The organism is Kitasatospora sp. NPDC059408, assembly GCF_042751525.1.
In the GTDB taxonomy this organism is placed as follows: domain Bacteria; phylum Actinomycetota; class Actinomycetes; order Streptomycetales; family Streptomycetaceae; genus Kitasatospora.
The window spans coordinates 1-20,418 of sequence record NZ_JBHYWI010000075.1 but is presented as its reverse complement, the minus strand read 5'-3'; the positions used below and the strand labels follow the sequence as shown (position 1 = coordinate 20,418).

Sequence of the window (20,418 nt, the reverse complement as noted above, 5' to 3'; positions counted from 1 at the left end):
GATCATCACTGTGCGTAAACGACTCAACCCGCCGAGGCCCAAGCCCAACCCGCTGGTCACAGCCGGTATCGAGTACATCGACTACAAGGACACCGATCTCCTGCGGAAGTTCGTCTCCGACCGCGGCAAGATCCGCAGCCGCAGGGTCAGCCGGCTGACCGTCCGGCAGCAGCGGGCGATGGCCCGGGCGATCAAGAACGCCCGCGAGATGGCCCTGCTCCCGTACACCACCCGATAGGAGACCCTGATGGCCGTACCCAAGCGCAAGACGTCCCGCAGCAACACGCGGCACCGCCGGGCCCAGTGGAAGGCGAGCGCGCCGAAACTCGTCCCGATCACGGTGAACGGGCGGGAACTGCTCGTCCCGCAGCACCTCGTGCCCGCCTACCGGAGGGGGCTCATCGATCCGGAAGGGGGGTGACGGCGCCGCCGGGGGCGCGGGTAGGTAAAGGTCGCGCCCCCGTCGGGGGTTCTCGGCGGGCGGATCGGGGGCGGGCTTCGTAGGCTCGACGCATGTCTGATGCGTACGCGGGTCGGCGGGAGCGGCTGCGGGAGCACTGCAGTGCGGCCGGGGCCGATGCGGCGCTGATCACCCGGCCGGCCAACGTGCGGTACCTGACCGGCTGCGCCCCCTGCGGCGCGACCCTGCTGCTCACCAGGGAACGGGTGCTGCTGACGCTGCCGGACGACCTGCCGCCGGACGACACCGGGGAGCACCTGATCGCCGCCGACGTCACCCAGGTCCCGGTGCCGGCCGGGGCGGACACCGCGCTGGCGGCCGCGGCCGAGGCCTCCCGGCTGCGGGTGCACGCCATGGCGGTGGAGGAGCACGACCTCACCGTCCTGCGCCACCGCGCGGTGGCGAGCCTGGCCGAGGGGGTCCGGCTGGCCGAGCTGGGGCAGGTCGTCGAACGGCTGCGGGTGATCAAGGACGAGCACGAGATCGCCGACCTGCGGATCGCCGCCGAGATCGCCGACCAGGCGCTCGGCGAGCTGCTGGAGTCGATCCTGGTCGGCCGCACCGAGCGGCACCTGGCGATGGAGCTGGAGCGCCGGATGATCGACCACGGTGCCGACCGGGCGGCCTTCCCGGTCTCGGTCGGCACCGGCAGCCACTCCGGCCAGCCCGCCCACCAGCCGACCGACCGCCGGGTCGAGGAGGGCGACTTCCTGACCGTGGTGCTCGGCGCCCAGTACCGCGGGTACGGCGTGTCGACCGCCCGGACCTTCGTGATCGGCGCCGCCCCCGCGCCCTGGCAGGTGGAGCTGCACCGGCTGGTGTTCCGGGCGCAGCGGGCCGGGCGGGAGGCGCTCGGACCCGGCGTGGAGCAGTGCGTACCCGACCGGGCGGCGCGGCAGATCCTGGACGCGGCCGGCCACTCCGAGGCCTCCCCGCACCCGGTGGGCCACGGCATCGGGCTGGAGATGCGGGAGGCGCCGCGCCTCGGTCCGGCGGACATGGGTAAACTGGACAGCCGCGTACCGGTCACCGTCGGTCCGGGGGTACACATCCCGGGCAAGGGCGGGGTCCGGATCGAGGACACGCTCGTCGTGCGCCCCCTCGAAGAGGGCGGGCCCGAGCTGCTCACCATCACCACCAAGGAGCTCCTCGCCCTGTGACGGCGGCCCCGGGCCGCCGGTGGCAGGACGCGACCCTTGGTTCCTTGACAGCTATATCCAGGAGTAAGTGCGCCCGTGGCTTCCACGAACGATCTCAAGAACGGCATGGTCCTCAAGCTGGAGGGCGGCAAGCTCTGGTCCGTCGTCGAGTTCCAGCACGTCAAGCCCGGCAAGGGCCCGGCCTTCGTGCGTACGAAGCTCAAGGAGGTCCTGACGGGCAAGGTCGTCGACAAGACCTTCAACGCCGGCACCAAGGTCGAGACCGCCAACGTCGACAAGCGCGGCATGCAGTTCTCGTACAAGGACGGCGAGAACTTCGTGTTCATGGACATGGACACCTACGACCAGCTCACCATCGAGCCGGCCGTCGTCGGTGACGCCGCCAACTACCTGCTGGAGGGCTTCGAGGCCCTCGTCGCGACCAACGAGGGCGCGGTGCTCTACATCGAGCTCCCGACCTCCGTCGAGCTGCTCATCGCGCACACCGAGCCGGGCGTCCAGGGCGACCGCTCCACCGGTGGCACCAAGCCGGCCACCCTGGAGACCGGTGCCGAGATCCAGGTCCCGCTCTTCGTCGTCACCGGCGAGAAGGTCAAGGTCGACACCCGCGACGGCAGCTACCTCGGCCGGGTGAAGTAAGTCCGTGTCGGCCGCACGCAGCAAGGCCCGCACCCGGGCCTTCCAGATCCTCTTCGAGGCCGACCACCGCGGGGTCGACCCGCAGCAGGTCCTCGCCGACTGGGTGGCCCGCGCCCGCGAGCCCAAGCCCGACGAGGGCACCCCCCAGGTCGCCGAGTACACGATGGAGCTGATCGAGGGTTACGTCCGGCACGCGCGCCGGATCGACGACCTGATCTCCCAGTACTCGGTGGGCTGGACGCTCGACCGGATGCCGATCGTGGACCGCAACGTCCTGCGGCTCGGCGCCTACGAGCTGATCTGGGAGGACGGCGTCCCGGACGCCGTCGTCCTGGACGAGGCCGTGGAGATCGCCAAGGAGTTCTCCACGGACGACTCCCCGTCCTTCGTCAACGGCCTGCTCGCCCGCTTCCTGGAGCTGAAGCCGAGCATCCGCCGCTAGGCACGGACGGGCCCCGCCCCGCGAACGGCCGCCGGACCCGCACGAGGGTCCGGCGGCCGTCGCGCGTTTCACCCGGGTGGCGTATGTTGGGAGCCTACTGGCCGGTAACTTATCGGTCGCACCATGAGAGATCCCCAGGTATCCCCACGCACGTCCGCAGTGAAGGGCAGGCCACCCCCATGACCACGGCGATCCGCAGCGAGTTCGACCAGGGCATCGCGCTGAGCAGACACCCCGAGGAGCCCGGCCGTTACGACGGCGAGCTCGGCGCGGGCTGGCAGATCGGCGGCGGCGTCAACGGCGGGCTGCTGCTCGCCGTCGCCGGACACGCGCTGTCGCTGGAGCACGGCGACCACCCCGACCCGGTGTCGATCAGCGGTTACTACCTGTCCGCCTCGGTGCCGGGCCCGGCCACCGTCCGCACCGAGGTGCTGCGCTCCGGCCGCGGCCTGTCCACCGGCACCGCCTCGCTCAGCCAGGACGGCGTCGAACGGCTGCGCGTCGTGGCCAGCCACGGGGACCTCTCGACGGCCGTCGGCGAGGTGCGCACCAGCGCGCAGCCGCCGCAGCTGCCGCCGCCGGACCAGTGTGTCGGCGTCGAACACGCGCCCAAGGAACTCATCGCCCAGGCCGCCCTGCTGGAGCGCTTCGACCTGCGGCTCGACCCGGCCACGATCGGCTGGGCGCTCGGACAGCCGTCCGGCACCGGGCGGATCCAGGGCTGGTTCCGGCTCGCCGACGGCCGCGAGCCCGACCCGCTGCTGCTCCTGCTGGTCGCCGACGCGCTGCCGCCGGTCACCTTCGACCTGGGGATGCCGGGCTGGGCGCCGACCGTCGAACTGACCGTCCACCTGCGGGCCAGGCCGGTGCCCGGCTGGCTGCGGGTCACCCACGCCACCCGCAACCTGGCCGGCGGCTACTTCGAGGAGGACGCCGAGGTCTGGGACGAGGCCGGCCGTCTGGTCGCGCAGTCCCGCCAGCTCGCCCGGGTGCCGCGCCCGGCGTGAGGCCCGACGGCGCGAGAACCGGCGCATTACCGGTGGTTACATTCCTGTGACACGCCGTACGTGTGCGGCGCTCGGGACTGGGGAGTAACACGGTCAGCGGCGGGCCCCGCCGCCGACCGTGACCCTACTGAGCCGGGAGCCACACGTGAGCGAGCGTAGCGAGCGAGCCATTGGGAGGCGCGTGTGGGCGAATGCCCCTGCCGAGCGCAGCGAGGTGGGAGCATGAGTCGAAAAGGCCGCGCTCGCCGCATCTCCGACTGCACCGCCGGCGGCTTCCGCCCGAACGCCCGTGCCCCGCACCGGCGGAGCGACGGGGAGGGGGCCGACCAGGCCTTCGTCATCGGTGTGCTGACCAGCGCCGCGGACTTCGAACGGGCCCGCGCCTGGCGGGTGACCGACGCCCCCGACTACGAGCGCTACCTGGCCGACACGGCCGACCTGCTCGCCGAGGCGCTGCGGCGCTTCGACACCGTCCGGGCGCGGATGTTCCACCCGCAGGACTTCGCCGAGTTCTGCGTCCTGCACGGGCTGGACCCGGCCGAGCCGGCCGCCCGCGACCGCTACCTGCTCAACCCCGCGCTGCAGACCCAACTGCTCGCCTACCAGGGCGAGGAGCTCGCCGGGGACTTCGTGCCGCGCCTGGTCCGCGCCCGGGAGAACGGACTGACGCTCCGCCACGCCGACCTGATCCTCGACGGCGGGCTCTACGGCGCCACCGGCGAGGCGGACGAGGACCACGGCCGCTGGGTGCGCACCGCCCACCAGCGCGGCTCCGAGGTGCTGCGCCGGATGCTGGTCGGCGCGGGCGCCGGGGTGTACGAGCTGCGGGTGCGGGTGGACGCGCCGGGCGGGAGGCTGAGCGCCGCGGCGCGCGTCCTCCAGTGGGAGGACGGCGTCGTGCGGATCAACGACGAGGACCTGGAGCTGGTCTGCGCGGTGCTGTGCGCCGGGCTGGCCCTGGAGCTGCCGGGCGTGGCCGTGCTGCACGGCTCGCAGGGGTCGGCGGCGGCCTGCGGGGAGTACCGGCCGGCCGCGTGGGCCTGGTCGAGCGGCGGGCCGGACTGGGCCCCGGCGGCCCGGCCGGTGCGGCTGGACGGGGTGGCCGCGCAGCCCGGGTACAGCCTGGGCACGGTCTGCTGAGGCACTGCCGAGGCGCCGGGGAGACACAGGGGAAGGCACCGGGAAGGCACGGGAGAAGCGCCGGCCCCGGCTGCTGGAACCACCGCTGCTGGAAACACCACGGCGCGGCCCCCGGGTTCCGGGGTGCCGCGCCGTGACGTTTCTGCTTGCCCGAAAGGGCGGGGCGAGCCTCGTTTCCGCTGGCGGGAGCCGGTGCGGGGAGCGTCAGCTCGCCTCCTCCTCGCGCACCGCGCGGCGCGCGTCGGGGTTGAGCACGCCCCACGAGATCAGCTGCTCGGTGAGGATCGACGGCGACTGGTCGTAGATGACGGCCAGGGTGCGCAGGTCGTCCTGGCGGATCGACAACACCTTGCCGTTGTAGTCGCCGCGCTGGCTCTGGATGGTCGCCGCGTAGCGCTGCAGCGGGCCGGCCTTCTCGGACGGGACCTGGGTCAGTCTCTCCAGGTCGAGCACCAGGCGCGGCGGCGGCTCGGCCGCGCCGCCCGGGGTGCCGCCGGGCAGCAGCTCCTGGACCGGGACGCCGTAGAACTCCGCCAGCTCGGCCAGCCGCTGCACGGTGACCGCACGGTCGCCGCGCTCGTACGAACCGACGACGACTGCCTTCCAGCGCCCCTGGGACTTCTCCTCGACACCGTGCAGGGAGAGACCCTGCTGAGTGCGGATCGCTCGGAGTTTGCCTCCGAGCTGCTTCGCGTAGTCGCTGGACATTGATCTCCCCGGACGAGATTGCTTCGCGTTCAGTGGTGGGTCACGGGCGATTGCCGACGCCGTTACCGGTGGGTTCGACGTCCGTCTCGTAACTCACTGTGAGGTTACGTAGAGTAAGGTGTTGCGTCAAGCCGAATGGGGCAGTCGTGCGAATGGCCTGCGTCCGGGGTGCGTCGGGCGCGTTAACCCGGTGAAGCGGAATGGTGCAGGTCCGTTTGCCCGCTTGCGCGCTGGTAGGATTGCCCGAAGCCCGCGCCCGGTCGGCGGGGGCCGTCCCAGACATCCTTTAAGGCCCGTCCAGTGAGGCGGGGAAGGAGGTCCGCTTCGGCATGACCACACACCAGGATCCGTCACCCCGAGCACCGCACCAGGTGCTGGACGGCGCGGACATCGCCCGGGTCGTCACCCGGATAGCGCACGAGATCGTCGAGCGCGCCAAGGGCGCGGAGGACGTCGTGCTGCTCGGCATCCACACCCGCGGCGTCCACCTCGCCCGCCGCCTGCGTGACCGGCTGGCCCAGATCACCGGCCGCGAGATCCCGCTCGGCACCCTGGACATCACGATGTACCGGGACGACCTGCGGCTCAAGCCCGCCCGCGCCCTGGAGCACACCGAGATCCCGGCCGGCGGCATCGACGGCAAGCTCGTGATCCTCGTCGACGACGTGCTGTTCTCCGGCCGCACCATCCGCGCCGCGCTCGACGCGCTCGGCGACATCGGCCGCCCGCGCGCCGTCCAGCTGGCCGTCCTGGTCGACCGCGGCCACCGCGAGCTGCCGATCCGCGCCGACTACGTGGGCAAGAACCTGCCCACCTCGCTGCGCGAGGCCGTGCAGGTGCGCCTGGCCGACACCGACGGCGTGGACGCCGTCCTGGTCGGCGACCGCGACCACAACCAGCGCTCGTCGCAGGCCCTGACCGAACCGCACCTTCCGGAGTAGCCCGCGTGATGCGCCACCTCGTCTCCGCCGCCGATCTCACCCGCGACGACGCGCTGCTGATCCTGGACACCGCCGAGGAGCTGGCCCAGCTCTCCGGGCGGGCCGTGAAGAAGCTGCCCACGCTGCGCGGCCGGACCGTCGTCAACCTCTTCTTCGAGGACTCGACCCGCACCAAGACCTCCTTCGAGGTCGCCGAGAAGCGCCTCTCGGCGGACGTCATCAACTTCTCCGCCAAGGGCTCGTCCGTCTCCAAGGGCGAGAGCCTCAAGGACACCGCGCTGACCCTGCAGGCCATGGGTGCCGACGCGGTCGTCATCCGCCACCACGCCTCCGGCGCGCCGGCCCGCCTGGCACAGTCCGACTGGCTGCACGGCAGTGTCATCAACGCCGGTGACGGCACCCACGAGCACCCCACCCAGGCGCTGCTCGACGCCTTCACCATGCGCCGCCACCTCAACCCGGGCAGTGGCAAGGACCTCGCAGGGCGCCGGGTGACGATCGTCGGCGACGTCCTGCACAGCCGGGTCGCCCGCTCCAACGTCCACCTGCTGACCACCCTCGGCGCCCAGGTTACCTTCGTCGCCCCGCCGACGCTGCTGCCCATCGGCATCGAGAACTGGCCCTGCGAGATCAGCTACGACCTGGAGAGCGTGCTCCCCAAGACGGACGCGCTGATGATGCTCCGGGTGCAGCGCGAGCGGATGAACGCCGCGTTCTTCCCGACCGAGCGGGAGTACAGCCGCCGCTACGGCATGAACGGCCCGCGGATGACCCAGCTGCCCGAGCACGCGATCGTCATGCACCCCGGCCCGATGGTCCGCGGCATGGAGATCACCGCCGAGGTCGCCGACTCGCCGCGCTGCACCGCGGTCGAGCAGGTCGCCAACGGCGTGTCGGTCCGCATGGCCGTGCTGTACCTGCTCCTCGGCGGGGCCGTCTTCGCCGACGGCCCGAACGACGCCGCCCGCACCGAATCCGTGGAGACCGCCAAGTGACCACCTACCTGATCCGCAACGCCCAGATCGCCGGCGGCGCCCCGCAGGACCTCCACCTCGCCGACGGCGTGATCAAGGCGATCGGCACCGGCCTGGCCGTCGAGGCCGACATCGAGATCGACGCCACCGGCCTGATCGTGCTGCCCGGCCTGGTCGACCTGCACACCCACCTGCGCGAGCCCGGCCGCGAGGACGCCGAGACCGTCCTCACCGGCACCCAGGCCGCCGCGATGGGCGGCTTCACCGCCGTGCACGCGATGGCCAACACCACCCCGGTGGCCGACACCGCCGGCGTCGTCGAGCAGGTCTGGCGGCTCGGCCAGGAGGCCAGCTACTGCGACGTGCAGCCGGTCGGCGCCGTCACCGTCGGCCTGGAGGGCAAGAAGCTCGCCGAGCTCGGCGCCATGCACGAGTCCGCCGCCGGTGTCCGGGTCTTCTCCGACGACGGCAAGTGCGTCGACGACGCCGTGCTGATGCGCCGCGCGCTGGAGTACGTCAAGGCCTTCGACGGCGTCGTCGCCCAGCACGCCCAGGAGCCGCGGCTCACCGAGGGCGCGCAGATGAACGAGGGCCAGGTCTCCGGCGAGCTCGGGCTCGGCGGCTGGCCGGCCGTCGCCGAGGAGTCGATCATCGCCCGCGACGTGCTGCTCGCCGCGCACGTCGGCTCCCGGCTGCACGTCTGCCACGTCTCCACGGCCGGCTCGGTCGAGATCATCCGCTGGGCCAAGGCCAAGGGCTGGGACGTCACCGCCGAGGTCACCCCGCACCACCTGCTGCTCACCGACGAGCTGGTCCGCTCGTACGACCCGGTCTACAAGGTGAACCCGCCGCTGCGCACCGCCGCGGACGTCCAGGCGCTGCGCAAGGCGCTGGCCGACGGCACCATCGACGCCGTCGCCACCGACCACGCGCCGCACCCGGCCGAGGACAAGGACTGCGAGTGGGCCGTCGCCGCGATGGGCATGGTCGGCCTGGAGACCGCGCTGTCGGTCGTGCAGCAGACCATGGTCGACACCGGCCTGCTGAACTGGGCGGGCGTCGCCGACCGCATGTCGCACCGCCCGGCCCGGATCGGCCGTCTCGCCGGGCACGGCCGGCCCGTCTCGGTCGGTGAGCCGGCCAACCTGGTGCTGTTCGATCCCGCGTACCGTGGTGCCGTGAACCCGGACAGCTTCGCCACCCGCAGCCGCAACACCCCCTACAAGGGCCTCGACCTGCCCGGACGGGTGCACGCCACCTTCCTGCGCGGCCGGGCGACCGTCCTGGCCGGGGAGCTCGTCGAGCAGGGCGTCGACGCGTGAGTTTCCACCGCACGCCCGCCCCGCTCGCCCCGTTCACCCCGCTGGCCCAGGAACAGGCCAAGGTCCACGACTGGCCCGGGTACATCGGCTGGGCCGTCGGCCTGCTGATCGTGATCGGGCTCGTCTACTGGCTGATGCGCCAGGGCTGGAACTGGCGGCGCACGCTGCAGTCCGGAATCCCGCCGCTGCCCGCCGTGCCGGCCGGCGCCGGCCGGACCATCCTGGAGACCAGCGGCCGGTACCACGGCACCACCACCGCCGGGAACTGGCTCGACCGGGTCGTCGCGCACGGCCTGGGCAACCGCAGCCGCGCCGACCTCATCCTCGGCGAGGACGGCCTGCTGGTGCGCCGCCCCGGCGACGTCGACCTCTGGATCCCGGCCGGGCACCTGACCGGTGCCCGCACGGACTCCGGAATCGCCGGCAAGGTCGTCCCGGCCGGGATCCTCGTCGTCACCTGGACGCACGAGGGCACCGAGCTGGACTCCGGCTTCCGGGCCGACCACCCCGACGAGCACGCCGCCTGGGTCGAGGCGGTCGCTCACCTCGCAACACGTACGAAGACGAAGACGGAAGAGGCCGCGCAATGACCGCACCTGCCCCCACCACGCAGCGCCAACGGCGGGAACGCGTCCCGGCCGTGCTCGTCCTGGAGGACGGCCGGACCTTCCGCGGCCAGGCCTACGGCGCCGTCGGCGAGACCTTCGGCGAGGCGGTCTTCAACACCGGCATGTCCGGCTACCAGGAGACCCTCACCGACCCGTCGTACCACCGCCAGGTGGTCGTGATGACGGCCCCGCAGATCGGCAACACCGGCTGGAACGACGAGGACGACGAGTCCAAGCGGATCTGGGTCGCCGGGTACGTCGTGCGCGACCCCGCCCGGGTCGCCTCCAACTGGCGCTCGCGCCGCTCGCTGGACGACGAGCTCGTCCGCCAGGGCGTCGTCGGCATCAGCGGCATCGACACCCGCGCGCTCACCCGGCACCTGCGCGACCGCGGCGCCATGCGCTGCGGCATCTTCTCCGGCCCGGCGCTCGCCGACCCGGCCGCCCTGCTCGCCCGGGTGCAGCAGTCGCCCGAGATGAAGGGCGCCGACCTGTGCGCCGAGGTGGCCACCACCGAGCCGTACATCGTCCCGGCCATCGGTGAGAAGAGGTTCACCGTCGCCGCGCTGGACCTCGGCATCAAGGCGATGACCCCGCAGCGGATGGCCGAGCGCGGCATCGAGGTCCACGTGCTGCCGGCCGACGCCTCCCTGGAGGACGTCTACGCCGTCAACCCGGACGGCGTCTTCTTCTCCAACGGCCCGGGCGACCCGGCCACCGCCGACCAGCAGGTCGCCGTGGCGCAGGGCGTGCTGGAGCGGAAGACCCCGTTCTTCGGGATCTGCTTCGGCAACCAGATCCTGGGCCGCGCCCTCGGCTTCGGCACCTACAAGCTCAAGTACGGCCACCGCGGCATCAACCAGCCGGTGCAGGACCGCACCACCGGCAAGGTCGAGGTGACCGCCCACAACCACGGCTTCGCCGTGAACGCGCCGCTGGACAAGGTGAGCGACACCCCCTACGGGCGGGTCGAGGTCTCCCACGTCTGCCTCAACGACGACGTGGTCGAGGGCCTGCAGGCGCTCGACGTGCCCGCCTTCAGCGTGCAGTACCACCCCGAAGCGGCCGCCGGCCCGCACGACGCCGCCTACCTGTTCGACCGCTTCGTGAAGCTCATGGAGGGCCAGCGTGCCTAAGCGCACTGACATCAAGTCCGTCCTGGTGATCGGGTCCGGCCCGATCGTGATCGGCCAGGCCGCCGAGTTCGACTACTCGGGCACGCAGGCCTGCCGGGTCCTCAAGGCCGAGGGCCTGCGGGTCGTGCTGGTCAACTCCAACCCGGCCACGATCATGACCGACCCGGAGATCGCCGACGCCACCTACGTCGAGCCGATCACCCCGGAGTTCGTCGAGAAGATCATCGCCAAGGAGCGCCCCGACGCGCTGCTGCCGACCCTGGGCGGCCAGACCGCGCTCAACACGGCGATCTCGCTGGACGCCAACGGCGTGCTCGCCAAGTACAACGTCGAGCTGATCGGCGCCAAGGTCGAGTCGATCCACAAGGGCGAGGACCGCGAGCTCTTCAAGGGCGTGGTCGAGGCCGTCAACGCCAAGATCGGTTACGGCGAGTCCGCCCGCTCGGTCATCTGCCACACCATGGACGAGGTGCTGGCCGGCGTCGACACCCTCGGTGGCTACCCCGTCGTCGTGCGCCCCTCCTTCACCATGGGCGGCGCCGGCTCCGGCTTCGCCCACAACGAGGAGGACCTGCGCCGCATCGCCGGCCAGGGCCTGACCCTCTCGCCGACCACCGAGGTGCTCCTGGAGGAGTCCATCCTCGGCTGGAAGGAGTACGAGCTGGAGCTGATGCGCGACAAGAACGACAACGTCGTGGTCGTCTGCTCCATCGAGAACTTCGACCCGATGGGCGTGCACACCGGTGACTCGATCACCGTCGCCCCGTCGATGACGCTCACCGACCGCGAGTACCAGATCCTGCGCGACATCGGCATCGCCGTCATCCGCGAGGTCGGCGTCGACACCGGCGGCTGCAACATCCAGTTCGCGGTCAACCCCGAGGACGGCCGGGTCATCGTCATCGAGATGAACCCGCGCGTGTCCCGCTCCTCGGCGCTCGCCTCCAAGGCCACCGGCTTCCCGATCGCCAAGATCGCCGCCAAGCTGGCCGTCGGCTACACGCTCGACGAGATCCCCAACGACATCACCGAGGAGACCCCGGCCTCCTTCGAGCCGACCCTCGACTACGTCGTCGTCAAGGTGCCGCGCTTCGCGTTCGAGAAGTTCCCGAGCGCCGACGCCACCCTCACCACGACCATGAAGTCCGTCGGCGAGGCCATGGCCCTCGGCCGCAACTTCCCCGAGGCGCTGCAGAAGGCGCTGCGCTCGCTGGAGAAGAAGGGCTCCCAGTTCAGCTGGACCGGCCCCGTGGGCGACAAGGCCGCGCTGCTGGCCAAGGCGGTCGTGCCGACCGACGGCCGGATCAACACCGTGATGGACGCCATCCGGGCCGGCGCCACCGCGGAGGAGGTGTTCGAGGCCACCAAGATCGACCCGTGGTTCGTCGACCAGCTCTTCCTGCTCGACGAGATCGCCGGCGAGCTCGCCGACGCCGCCGAGCTCACCCCGGACCTGCTGCGCCACGCCAAGCGGCACGGCTTCTCCGACCAGCAGATCGGCGAGATCCGCGGCCTGAAGCCGGACGTCGTCCGCGAGGTGCGCCACGCGCTCGGCATCCGCCCGGTGTTCAAGACCGTCGACACCTGCGCCGCCGAGTTCGCCGCCAAGACCCCGTACTTCTACTCGTCCTACGACGAGGAGAACGAGGTCGCCCCGCGCACCAAGCCCGCGGTGATCATCCTCGGCTCCGGCCCGAACCGCATCGGCCAGGGCATCGAGTTCGACTACTCCTGCGTCCACGCCTCCTTCGCGCTGGCCGAGGCCGGGTACGAGACCGTCATGGTCAACTGCAACCCGGAGACCGTCTCCACCGACTACGACACCTCCGACCGGCTCTACTTCGAGCCGCTCACCCTGGAGGACGTCCTGGAGATCGTCCACGCCGAGCAGCAGGCCGGTCCGCTCGCGGGCGTCATCGTCCAGCTCGGCGGCCAGACCCCGCTCGGCCTCGCCCAGGCGCTCAAGGACAACGGCGTGCCGATCGTCGGCACCCAGCCCGAGGCGATCGACCTCGCCGAGGAGCGCGGCGCCTTCGGCCGCGTCCTGCGCGACGCCGGCCTGCCGGCGCCCAAGCACGGCACCGCCTTCTCCTTCGAGGAGGCCAAGGCGATCGCCGACGAGATCGGCTACCCGGTGCTCGCCCGCCCGTCCTACGTGCTCGGCGGCCGCGGCATGGAGATCGTCTACGACGAGGCCTCCCTCGCCTCCTACCTGGAGCGGCACGCCGGCCTGATCTCCGAGCACCCGGTGCTCATCGACCGCTTCCTCGACGACGCGGTGGAGATCGACGTCGACGCGCTCTACGACGGCACCGAGCTCTACCTCGGCGGCGTCATGGAGCACATCGAGGAGGCCGGCATCCACTCCGGCGACTCCGCCTGCGCGCTGCCCCCGATCACCCTCGGTGGCTACGACATCAAGCGCCTGCGCACCTCCACCGAGGCCATCGCGCGCGGCGTCGGCGTCCGCGGCCTGATCAACATCCAGTTCGCGATGGCCGGCGACATCCTCTACGTCCTGGAGGCCAACCCGCGCGCCTCCCGGACCGTCCCGTTCACCTCCAAGGCCACCGCGGTGCCGCTGGCCAAGGCTGCCGCCCGGGTCTCGCTCGGCGCCACCATCGCCGAGCTGCGCGCCGAGGGTATGCTCCCGGCCGAGGGCGACGGCGGCACGCTGCCCGCCGACGCGCCGATCGCGGTCAAGGAGGCCGTGATGCCGTGGAGCCGCTTCCGCGACGTCCACGGCCGCGGGGTGGACACCGTCCTCGGCCCGGAGATGCGCTCGACCGGTGAGGTCATGGGCATCGACAAGGTCTTCGGCACGGCCTACGCCAAGGCCCAGGCCGGCGCCTACGGCGCGCTGCCGACCAAGGGCAAGGTCTTCGTCTCCGTCGCCAACCGCGACAAGCGCAACCTCGTCTTCCCGGCGCGCGCCCTGGTCAGCCTCGGCTTCGAGGTGCTCGCCACGGCCGGCACCGCCGAGGTGCTCCAGCGCGGCGGCATCCCGTCCACGCTGGTGCGCAAGCACAGCGAGGGCGAGGGCCCGAACGGCGAGAAGACCATCGTCCAGCTGATCCACGACGGCGAGGTCGACCTCATCATCAACACGCCGTACGGCACCGGCGGGCGCCTGGACGGCTACGAGATCCGCACCGCGGCCGTCGCCCGCGCCGTGCCCTGCCTGACCACCGTCCAGGCGATGGGCGCGGCCGTCCAGGGCATCGACCGGCTGCTGCGCGACGAGGTCGGGGTGATGTCGCTCCAGGAGCACGCCGAGCTGATCAACGCCGGCCGCAAGTAGCACCACCGCAGTGGGGGGCACCGAAGCCAGCCGGGTGCCCCCCACTTCCATGCCCGCGATTCGACCTGCCGCGCTGTGAACACCGCTGCTCGCTCCGGGAGTTGACCCCCCTTGTACAAGCTTCTGTTCGACCTCGTCTTCAAGAAGATGGACCCGGAGAAGGCCCACCACCTCGCCTTCTTCTGGATCCGCCTCGCCTCCTCCGTGCCGGGCCTGCGCCCCCTCGTCCGGCTGCTGCTCGCCCCGCAGGACCGGGCGCTGCGCACCCGCGCCCTCGGCCTCGACCTGCCCGGCCCGTTCGGGCTCGCGGCCGGCTTCGACAAGAACGGCGTCGGCATCGACGGCCTCGCGATGCTCGGCTTCGACTACGTCGAGATCGGCACCATCACCGGCGAGGCCCAGCCCGGCAACCCGGCGCCGCGGCTGTTCCGCCTGGTCGAGGACCGCGCGCTGATCAACCGGATGGGCTTCAACAACCAGGGCTCGGCCCGGGTCGCCGCCCGCCTCGCCGCCCGCCCGCACACCAGCTCCACCCCGGTGATCGGCGTCAACATCGGCAAGACCAAGGTCGTCGAGGAGGCCGACGCCGTCGCCGACTACGTCAAGTCGACCGAGCGGCTGGCCCGTTACGCCGACTACCTGGTCGTCAACGTCAGCTCGCCGAACACCCCCGGACTGCGCAACCTGCAGGCCGTCGACCACCTGCGCCCGCTGCTCTCCGCCGTCCGCGAGGCCGCCGACCGCACCACCGCGCACCACGTGCCGCTGCTGGTGAAGATCGCCCCGGACCTCGCCGACGAGGACGTCGACGCCGTCGCCGACCTCGCCCTGGAGCTGGGCCTGGACGGCATCATCGCCACCAACACCACGATCGGCCGCGAGGGCCTGCGGGCCGACGCCGCGCGGGTCGAGGAGATCGGCATGGGCGGCCTGTCCGGCGCCCCGCTCAAGGCCCGCGCCCTGGAGGTCCTCCAGCGGCTGCGCGCCCGCACCGGCGGCCGGCTGACGCTCGTGTCGGTCGGCGGCGTGGAGAGCGCCGAGGACGCCTGGCAGCGGATCATCCACGGCGCCGACCTCGTCCAGGGCTACAGCGCCTTCATCTACGAGGGCCCGTTCTGGTGCCGCCGCATCCACAAGGGCCTGTCCGCCCGCGTCCGGGACGCGGGCTTCCGCAACCTGGCCGCGGCGGTCGGCAGCGCCGTGCGCCCCTCGTGACCCCCCGTACCGCCACTGGAAACCCCGGAGACGACATGACCCTCGCCCCGTTCGGCGCCCGGCTGCGCCAGGCCATGGACACCCGCGGCCAGCTCTGCGTCGGCATCGACCCGCACGCCTCCCTGCTCGCCGCCTGGGGACTCGGCGACGACGTCGCCGGCCTGGAGACCTTCAGCCGCACCGTCGTCGAGGCGCTGGCCGACCGGGTCGCCGTGCTCAAGCCGCAGGCCGCCTTCTTCGAGCGCTTCGGCAGCAAGGGCGTCGCGGTGCTGGAGAGGACCGTCGAGGAGGCCCGCGCGGCCGGTGCGCTGGTCCTGATGGACGCCAAGCGCGGCGACATCGGCTCCACCATGGCCGCCTACGCCGAGGCCTTCCTCGCGCCCGGCAGCCCGCTGTTCTCCGACGCCCTCACCGTCAGCCCCTACCTCGGCTTCGGCTCGCTGCGCCCGGCGCTCGACCTCGCGCGCGAGCACGGCTGCGGGGCGTTCGCGCTGGCGCTCACCTCCAACCCGGAGGGCGCCGAGGTGCAGCGCGCCGTCGGCGCCGGGGGCGAGCCGGTCGCCGCCTCGGTGCTGCGCCAGCTGGCGGCCGAGAACGCCGGGGCCGAGCCGCTCGGCTCGTTCGGCGCGGTGGTCGGCGCGACGCTCGCCGACGCGGGCGTGGACCTCGCGATCAACGGCCCGCTGCTGGCCCCCGGCATCGGCGCCCAGGGCGCGACGATGGCGGACCTGCCGCGGGTGTTCGGCGCCTCGGTGCGCAACGTCGTGCCGAGCGTCAGCCGGGACGTCCTCAAGCACGGTCCGTCGGTGCCGGCGCTGCGCGAGGCGGCCGAGCGGTTCGTGGGGGAGTACGCGGACGCCGTGAAGTAGCGCGGCGCGAAGTGCCGTCCGGGGGCCGGGTGGTAGCCGGCCGGTGACCCTGCGCAGTGTGCGCAGGACCGGGCGGTGCCGCTCCGCAGGGCCTCCGCTTGACGTGAGCGCCGTCACATCGGCGGTGCCAAAGTCTCGCAATCGCGGTCATTTTGCCCCGGAAAGTCCTGGTCGGCCTTGGCTGACCAGGACTTTTCGTGTTCTTTTCCTGACGCGGCGCCGCAATCCGGGTAGTGTCCGGCGATAGGTCATCGAAGAGCCGCGATTCTCGTAGCTCCCGCAGGTCAGGGCCCTGGGGTTCCACTTGCGGAGGTGTCCTGGAGAACCAAACCAGTCATAGCTCAATCCCTTCCTTCCACACCCTGAGGTGAACGGCGTGGCTCTTCCGCCCCTTACCCCTGAACAGCGCACCGCCGCGCTCGCCAAGGCCGCCGAGGCTCGCCGGGAGCGCGCCGAGGTCAAGAACCGGCTCAAGCACTCCGGCGCCTCCCTGCACGAGGTGATCAAGGCCGGCAAGGCCGACAACGACGTCATCGGCAAGATGAAGGTCTCGGCCCTGCTGGAGTCGCTCCCGGGCGTCGGCAAGGTCCGGGCCAAGCAGATCATGGAGCGCCTCGGCATCAGCGAGAGCCGTCGTGTCCGCGGTCTCGGCACGAACCAGATCGCCTCCCTGGAGCGGGAGTTCGGCGGCGGTGCCGCCTGACCGTGCCCCCGTGGTCCCGGGATCGTCCGCGATCCGGGATAATCGGTGCATGAGTGAGCGTCCGCGGCTGACCGTGCTCTCCGGCCCTTCGGGGGTCGGCAAGAGCACGGTCGTCGCTCATATGAGGAAGCAGCACCCCGAGGTCTGGCTCTCGGTGTCGGCGACGACCCGCCACCCGAGGCCCGGCGAGCAGAACGGGGTCCAGTACCACTTCGTCGACAACGACGAGTTCGACAAGCTGATCGCCAACGGCGAGCTCCTGGAGTGGGCCGTCTTCGCCGGCAACCGCTACGGCACCCCGCGCGCGGCGGTGCAGGAGAAGCTGGAGCGCGGCGAGCCCGTCCTGCTGGAGATCGACCTGCAGGGCGCCCGCCAGGTGCGCGAGTCGATGCCGGAGGCCCAGCTGGTGTTCCTGGCTCCGCCGAGCTGGGACGAGCTGGTCCGCCGGCTGACCGGCCGGGGCACCGAGCCGCAGGACGTCATCGAGAAGCGGCTGGAGGCCGCCAAGGTCGAGCTGGCGGCGGAGCCGGAGTTCGACACGACTCTTGTCAACACCTCCGTCGAGCAGGTAGCGGCCGAACTGCTAGCCTTGCTCGGTGTAGGCTGACCTGTCTGTCTTTTCCACCCTTTCGGAAGGTTTTCGCGTGTCCTCTTCCATGACCGCGCCCGAGGGCATCATCAACCCGCCGATCGACGAGCTGCTTGAGGCCACCGACTCCAAGTACAGCCTGGTGATCTACGCCGCCAAGCGGGCGCGCCAGATCAACGCGTACTACTCCCAGCTCGGCGAGGGCCTGCTGGAGTACGTCGGCCCGCTGGTCGACACCCACGTGCACGAGAAGCCGCTGTCGATCGCGCTCCGCGAGATCAACGCCGGCATGCTGACCGCCGAGGCGGTCGAGGGCGCCTGATCCGGTCGACCTCGTAACTCTCCGGAAGGGCCTGGCGGAATCGTTTCCGCCGGGCCCTTCGGCGTTGTGGAGCGGACGGGGCCACGGTGCGGGTGATCGTCGCGGGGCCGTAGGGTGTGCACGTCCCTGGAGTGGAGGAGAGCGGGATCATGAGCGCGACTTCGGACCGGACCGGCGCGGACGCCCCGCGCGTCGTCCTCGGCGTCAGCGGCGGCATCGCGGCCTACAAGGCCTGTGAGCTGCTCCGCCGGTTCACCGAGTCCGGCCACCTGGTCACCGTGGTGCCCACCGCCGCCGCGCTGCACTTCGTCGGCGAGGCCACCTGGGCCGCCCTGTCCGGCCGCCCGGCCGCCACCGAGACCTGGGAGAACGTCCACGAGGTGCCGCACGTGCGGATCGGCCAGCAGGCCGACCTCGTCGTCGTCGCCCCCGCCACCGCGGACCTGATCGCCAAGGCCGCCCACGGCCTCGCCGACGACCTGCTCACCAACACCCTGCTCACCGCGCGCTGTCCGGTCGTGATCGCGCCCGCCATGCACACCGAGATGTGGGAGCACCCGGCCACCCGGGAGAACGTCGCCACGCTGCGCCGCCGCGGTGTCATCGTGCTGGAGCCCGCCGTCGGGCGGCTCACCGGCAAGGACACCGGCAAGGGGCGGCTGCCCGAGCCGGCCGCGGTCTTCGAGGCCTGCCGGGCCGTGCTGCGCCGCGGCGGCGCCGTGCCGACCGACCTGGCCGGGCGCCACGTGGTGGTCTCGGCCGGCGGCACCCGGGAGCCGCTGGACCCGGTGCGCTACCTCGGGAACCGCTCCTCCGGCAAGCAGGGCTACGCGCTGGCCGTGACGGCGGCGGCCCGTGGGGCGCGGGTGACGCTGGTCTCGGCCAACGCGGAACTGCCCGATCCGGCGGGGGTGGACGTCGTGCACGTCTCGACCGCGCTGGAGCTGCGCGAGGCCGCGCTGAAGGCGGCGGAGGACGCGGACGCCGTGGTCATGGCCGCGGCGGTGGCCGACTTCCGGCCCGCCGAGTACGTCACCGGCAAGATCAAGAAGGTCGAGGGGGTCGAGCCGGCGCCGGTCGCGCTGGTCCGCAATCCGGACGTCCTGGCCGAGTTGTCCGCCCACCGGACCCGTTCGGGCCAACTGGTCGTGGGTTTCGCGGCGGAGACCGACGACGTGCTCGCGTACGGCCGCGCCAAGCTCGCCCGCAAGGGCTGCGACCTGCTCGTCGTCAACGAGGTCGGCAACGGCAAGGCCTTCGGGACGGACGTCAACGAGGCCGTGGTGCTGGGCTCCGACGGCAGTGAGACGGCCGTTCCGGTGGGCCCCAAGGAGGTGCTCGCGGACGTGGTCTGGGACTTGGTCGTGGAACGGCTGGAAACGGTCGGCGACCGGACAGAAGGCGCTTGAGTCCGGTCGGAGAGCCACTTGATAACGGTCTCGTTTTCCGGAAGCGGGTGACGTTCGACGGAACCTGACCGTTAGACTCCAGGAATCAAGTCTTTCCGGATGTCCCCGGTCCGCCGGGGGCCTTCAGTCAGCAGCCGCTGCAACCCCAGGGAGCGCTGTGTCTCGCCGCCTGTTCACCTCGGAGTCCGTGACCGAGGGACACCCCGACAAGATCGCTGACCAGATCAGCGACACCATCCTCGATGCTCTCCTGCGGGAGGACCCGACCTCCCGGGTCGCCGTGGAGACGCTCATCACCACCGGCCAGGTGCACGTGGCCGGCGAGGTGACGACGAAGGCGTACGCGCCGATCGCCCAGCTCGTCCGGGACAAGATCCTGGAGATCGGTTACGACAGCTCCAAGAAGGGCTTCGACGGCGCCTCCTGCGGCGTGTCGGTGTCCATCGGTGCTCAGTCGCCCGACATCGCGCAGGGCGTCGACACCGCGTACGAGGCTCGGGTCGAGGGCGATGAGGATGACCTCGACAAGCAGGGTGCCGGCGACCAGGGCCTGATGTTCGGCTACGCGTCGGACGAGACCCCCGAGCTCATGCCGCTGCCGATCACCCTGGCGCACCGCCTGTCGCGCCGCCTGACCGAGGTCCGCAAGAACGGGACCATCCCGTACCTGCGCCCCGACGGCAAGACCCAGGTCACCATCGAGTACGACGGCGACAAGGCCGTCCGCCTCGACACCGTGGTCGTCTCCACGCAGCACGCCTCGGACATCGACCTGGAGTCGCTGCTCACCCCGGACATCCGCGAGTTCGTCGTGGAGCCGGAGCTCAAGGCGCTCGCCGAGCAGGGCATCAAGCTCGTGACCGACGGCTACCGGCTGCTGGTCAACCCGACCGGCCGCTTCGAGATCGGCGGCCCGATGGGCGACGCCGGCCTGACCGGCCGCAAGATCATCATCGACACGTACGGCGGCATGGCCCGCCACGGCGGCGGCGCCTTCTCGGGCAAGGACCCGTCCAAGGTGGACCGCTCGGCCGCGTACGCGATGCGCTGGGTCGCCAAGAACATCGTCGCCGCCGGCCTCGCCCGCCGCGCCGAGGTCCAGGTCGCCTACGCGATCGGCAAGGCCGAGCCGGTCGGCCTGTTCGTCGAGACCTTCGGCACCGAGACCGTCCCGGTCCTCGACATCCAGAAGGCCGTCAGCGAGGTCTTCGACCTGCGCCCCGCCGCGATCATCCGCGACCTCGACCTGCTGCGCCCGATCTACTCGCAGACCGCCGCGTACGGCCACTTCGGCCGTGAGCTGCCGGACTTCACCTGGGAGCGCACCGACCGCGTGGACCAGCTGAAGGCCGCCATCGCCGGCTGATCCGTCCGGATTCCCGGAAGCGGGCCGCCCGCCACCGCCCCGGGGTGGGCGGCGCCGCCGCCCGGGGGGGGGGTGTTCTACTATTCTGCGAGCAAAAAAAACAACAA

21 protein-coding genes are annotated in these 20,418 nt (G+C 71.8%); 20 read left to right on the top strand and 1 reads right to left on the bottom strand.

All coding sequences use genetic code 11. The annotated features are described in order from the left end of the window. Nucleotides 1–4 precede the first annotated feature (4 nt). The 7 genes from rpsR to ACFXDE_RS34605 all read left to right on the top strand — a co-directional run bounded on the left by rpsR (nt 5) and on the right by ACFXDE_RS34605 (nt 4,848). On the top strand, nt 5–238 hold the full coding sequence (gene rpsR, locus ACFXDE_RS34635; protein WP_380446315.1) for a 30S ribosomal protein S18: 234 nt from the start codon (nt 5–7) through the stop codon (nt 236–238). Nucleotides 239–247: 9 nt separating this feature from the next. Continuing rightward, the gene (gene rpmF, locus ACFXDE_RS34630) at nt 248–421 is read left to right on the top strand and encodes a 50S ribosomal protein L32 (protein ID WP_380446297.1); all 174 of its coding nucleotides are present in this window, start codon (nt 248–250) and stop codon (nt 419–421) included. Between the two features lie 92 nt (nt 422–513). Next, nucleotides 514–1,620 (top strand): M24 family metallopeptidase, encoded by a 1,107-nt coding sequence (locus ACFXDE_RS34625; RefSeq protein ID WP_380446298.1) that lies wholly within the window; start codon nt 514–516, stop codon nt 1,618–1,620. A gap of 75 nt (nt 1,621–1,695) precedes the next feature. Next, nucleotides 1,696–2,259, top strand: coding sequence for an elongation factor P (gene efp / locus ACFXDE_RS34620; protein ID WP_380446299.1), 564 nt, complete (start codon nt 1,696–1,698; stop codon nt 2,257–2,259). 4 nt (nt 2,260–2,263) lie between these two features. Next, nucleotides 2,264–2,701 carry a transcription antitermination factor NusB gene (gene nusB, locus ACFXDE_RS34615; protein WP_380446300.1) on the top strand — a complete coding sequence of 146 codons (438 nt, stop codon included), beginning with the start codon at nt 2,264–2,266 and terminating at the stop codon, nt 2,699–2,701. A 179-nt stretch (nt 2,702–2,880) separates the two neighbouring features. Continuing rightward, nucleotides 2,881–3,708, top strand: coding sequence for a thioesterase family protein (locus tag ACFXDE_RS34610; protein WP_380498451.1), 828 nt, complete (start codon nt 2,881–2,883; stop codon nt 3,706–3,708). 222 nt (nt 3,709–3,930) lie between these two features. Then, nucleotides 3,931–4,848, top strand: a complete 918-nt coding sequence (locus ACFXDE_RS34605) for a hypothetical protein (protein WP_380446302.1) — start codon at nt 3,931–3,933, stop codon at nt 4,846–4,848. Between the two features lie 204 nt (nt 4,849–5,052). Here the strand turns inward: ACFXDE_RS34605 and ACFXDE_RS34600 are convergent, their stop codons facing one another. Beyond that, nucleotides 5,053–5,556, bottom strand: a complete 504-nt coding sequence (locus ACFXDE_RS34600) for a transcriptional regulator (protein ID WP_031072501.1) — start codon at nt 5,554–5,556, stop codon at nt 5,053–5,055. 329 nt (nt 5,557–5,885) lie between these two features. Here ACFXDE_RS34600 and pyrR point away from each other — a divergent pair, with 329 nt between their 5' ends. The 13 genes from pyrR (at nt 5,886) to metK (ending at nt 20,311) form a co-directional block, all read left to right on the top strand. Further along, nucleotides 5,886–6,497 carry a bifunctional pyr operon transcriptional regulator/uracil phosphoribosyltransferase PyrR gene (gene pyrR, locus ACFXDE_RS34595; protein ID WP_380498450.1) on the top strand — a complete coding sequence of 204 codons (612 nt, stop codon included), beginning with the start codon at nt 5,886–5,888 and terminating at the stop codon, nt 6,495–6,497. 5 nt (nt 6,498–6,502) lie between these two features. Continuing rightward, nucleotides 6,503–7,492 carry an aspartate carbamoyltransferase catalytic subunit gene (locus ACFXDE_RS34590; protein WP_380446304.1) on the top strand — a complete coding sequence of 330 codons (990 nt, stop codon included), beginning with the start codon at nt 6,503–6,505 and terminating at the stop codon, nt 7,490–7,492. Continuing rightward, nucleotides 7,489–8,793: a dihydroorotase gene (locus ACFXDE_RS34585; RefSeq protein WP_380498449.1), complete on the top strand. Its 1,305-nt coding sequence runs from the start codon at nt 7,489–7,491 to the stop codon at nt 8,791–8,793. Before ACFXDE_RS34590 ends, ACFXDE_RS34585 begins: the two co-directional genes overlap by 4 nt. Then, a complete protein-coding gene (locus ACFXDE_RS34580) occupies nt 8,790–9,383 on the top strand; it encodes a hypothetical protein (protein WP_380498448.1) in 594 nt (197 codons plus the stop codon). Before ACFXDE_RS34585 ends, ACFXDE_RS34580 begins: the two co-directional genes overlap by 4 nt. Further along, nucleotides 9,380–10,537, top strand: a complete 1,158-nt coding sequence (gene carA / locus ACFXDE_RS34575; protein ID WP_380446307.1) for a glutamine-hydrolyzing carbamoyl-phosphate synthase small subunit — start codon at nt 9,380–9,382, stop codon at nt 10,535–10,537. Before ACFXDE_RS34580 ends, carA begins: the two co-directional genes overlap by 4 nt. Then, nucleotides 10,530–13,838 carry a carbamoyl-phosphate synthase large subunit gene (gene carB / locus ACFXDE_RS34570; protein ID WP_380498447.1) on the top strand — a complete coding sequence of 1,103 codons (3,309 nt, stop codon included), beginning with the start codon at nt 10,530–10,532 and terminating at the stop codon, nt 13,836–13,838. The genes carA and carB overlap by 8 nt, the downstream gene beginning before the upstream one ends. A gap of 111 nt (nt 13,839–13,949) precedes the next feature. After that, nucleotides 13,950–15,053, top strand: a complete 1,104-nt coding sequence (locus ACFXDE_RS34565) for a quinone-dependent dihydroorotate dehydrogenase (protein ID WP_380498446.1) — start codon at nt 13,950–13,952, stop codon at nt 15,051–15,053. Between the two features lie 35 nt (nt 15,054–15,088). Next, nucleotides 15,089–15,922, top strand: coding sequence for an orotidine-5'-phosphate decarboxylase (gene pyrF / locus ACFXDE_RS34560; RefSeq protein WP_380446310.1), 834 nt, complete (start codon nt 15,089–15,091; stop codon nt 15,920–15,922). A gap of 376 nt (nt 15,923–16,298) precedes the next feature. Continuing rightward, a complete protein-coding gene (gene mihF / locus ACFXDE_RS34555; RefSeq protein WP_030056187.1) occupies nt 16,299–16,625 on the top strand; it encodes an integration host factor, actinobacterial type in 327 nt (108 codons plus the stop codon). Between the two features lie 49 nt (nt 16,626–16,674). Further along, nucleotides 16,675–17,232: a guanylate kinase gene (gene gmk / locus ACFXDE_RS34550; protein ID WP_380446311.1), complete on the top strand. Its 558-nt coding sequence runs from the start codon at nt 16,675–16,677 to the stop codon at nt 17,230–17,232. 37 nt (nt 17,233–17,269) lie between these two features. After that, nucleotides 17,270–17,536, top strand: a complete 267-nt coding sequence (rpoZ, locus tag ACFXDE_RS34545) for a DNA-directed RNA polymerase subunit omega (RefSeq protein WP_359967357.1) — start codon at nt 17,270–17,272, stop codon at nt 17,534–17,536. A gap of 149 nt (nt 17,537–17,685) precedes the next feature. Beyond that, nucleotides 17,686–18,945 carry a bifunctional phosphopantothenoylcysteine decarboxylase/phosphopantothenate--cysteine ligase CoaBC gene (gene coaBC / locus ACFXDE_RS34540; RefSeq protein ID WP_380498445.1) on the top strand — a complete coding sequence of 420 codons (1,260 nt, stop codon included), beginning with the start codon at nt 17,686–17,688 and terminating at the stop codon, nt 18,943–18,945. 157 nt (nt 18,946–19,102) lie between these two features. Continuing rightward, complete coding sequence (gene metK / locus ACFXDE_RS34535) at nt 19,103–20,311, top strand: methionine adenosyltransferase (RefSeq protein ID WP_380446313.1); 1,209 nt, start codon at nt 19,103–19,105, stop codon at nt 20,309–20,311. Nucleotides 20,312–20,418: the final 107 nt, after the last annotated feature.

Excerpts from the sequence above, each read along its gene's own strand:
- rpmF (WP_380446297.1), top strand. The coding sequence starts at position 248 with ATGGCCGTACCCAAGCGCAAGACGTCCCGCAGCAACACGCGGCACCGC.
- ACFXDE_RS34625 (WP_380446298.1), top strand. The coding sequence starts at position 514 with ATGTCTGATGCGTACGCGGGTCGGCGGGAGCGGCTGCGGGAGCACTGC.
- ACFXDE_RS34610 (WP_380498451.1), top strand. The coding sequence starts at position 2,881 with ATGACCACGGCGATCCGCAGCGAGTTCGACCAGGGCATCGCGCTGAGC.
- ACFXDE_RS34605 (WP_380446302.1), top strand. The coding sequence starts at position 3,931 with ATGAGTCGAAAAGGCCGCGCTCGCCGCATCTCCGACTGCACCGCCGGC.
- ACFXDE_RS34600 (WP_031072501.1), bottom strand. The coding sequence starts at position 5,556 with ATGTCCAGCGACTACGCGAAGCAGCTCGGAGGCAAACTCCGAGCGATC.
- pyrR (WP_380498450.1), top strand. The coding sequence starts at position 5,886 with ATGACCACACACCAGGATCCGTCACCCCGAGCACCGCACCAGGTGCTG.
- carA (WP_380446307.1), top strand. The coding sequence starts at position 9,380 with ATGACCGCACCTGCCCCCACCACGCAGCGCCAACGGCGGGAACGCGTC.
- pyrF (WP_380446310.1), top strand. The coding sequence starts at position 15,089 with ATGACCCTCGCCCCGTTCGGCGCCCGGCTGCGCCAGGCCATGGACACC.
- gmk (WP_380446311.1), top strand. The coding sequence starts at position 16,675 with ATGAGTGAGCGTCCGCGGCTGACCGTGCTCTCCGGCCCTTCGGGGGTC.
- coaBC (WP_380498445.1), top strand. The coding sequence starts at position 17,686 with ATGAGCGCGACTTCGGACCGGACCGGCGCGGACGCCCCGCGCGTCGTC.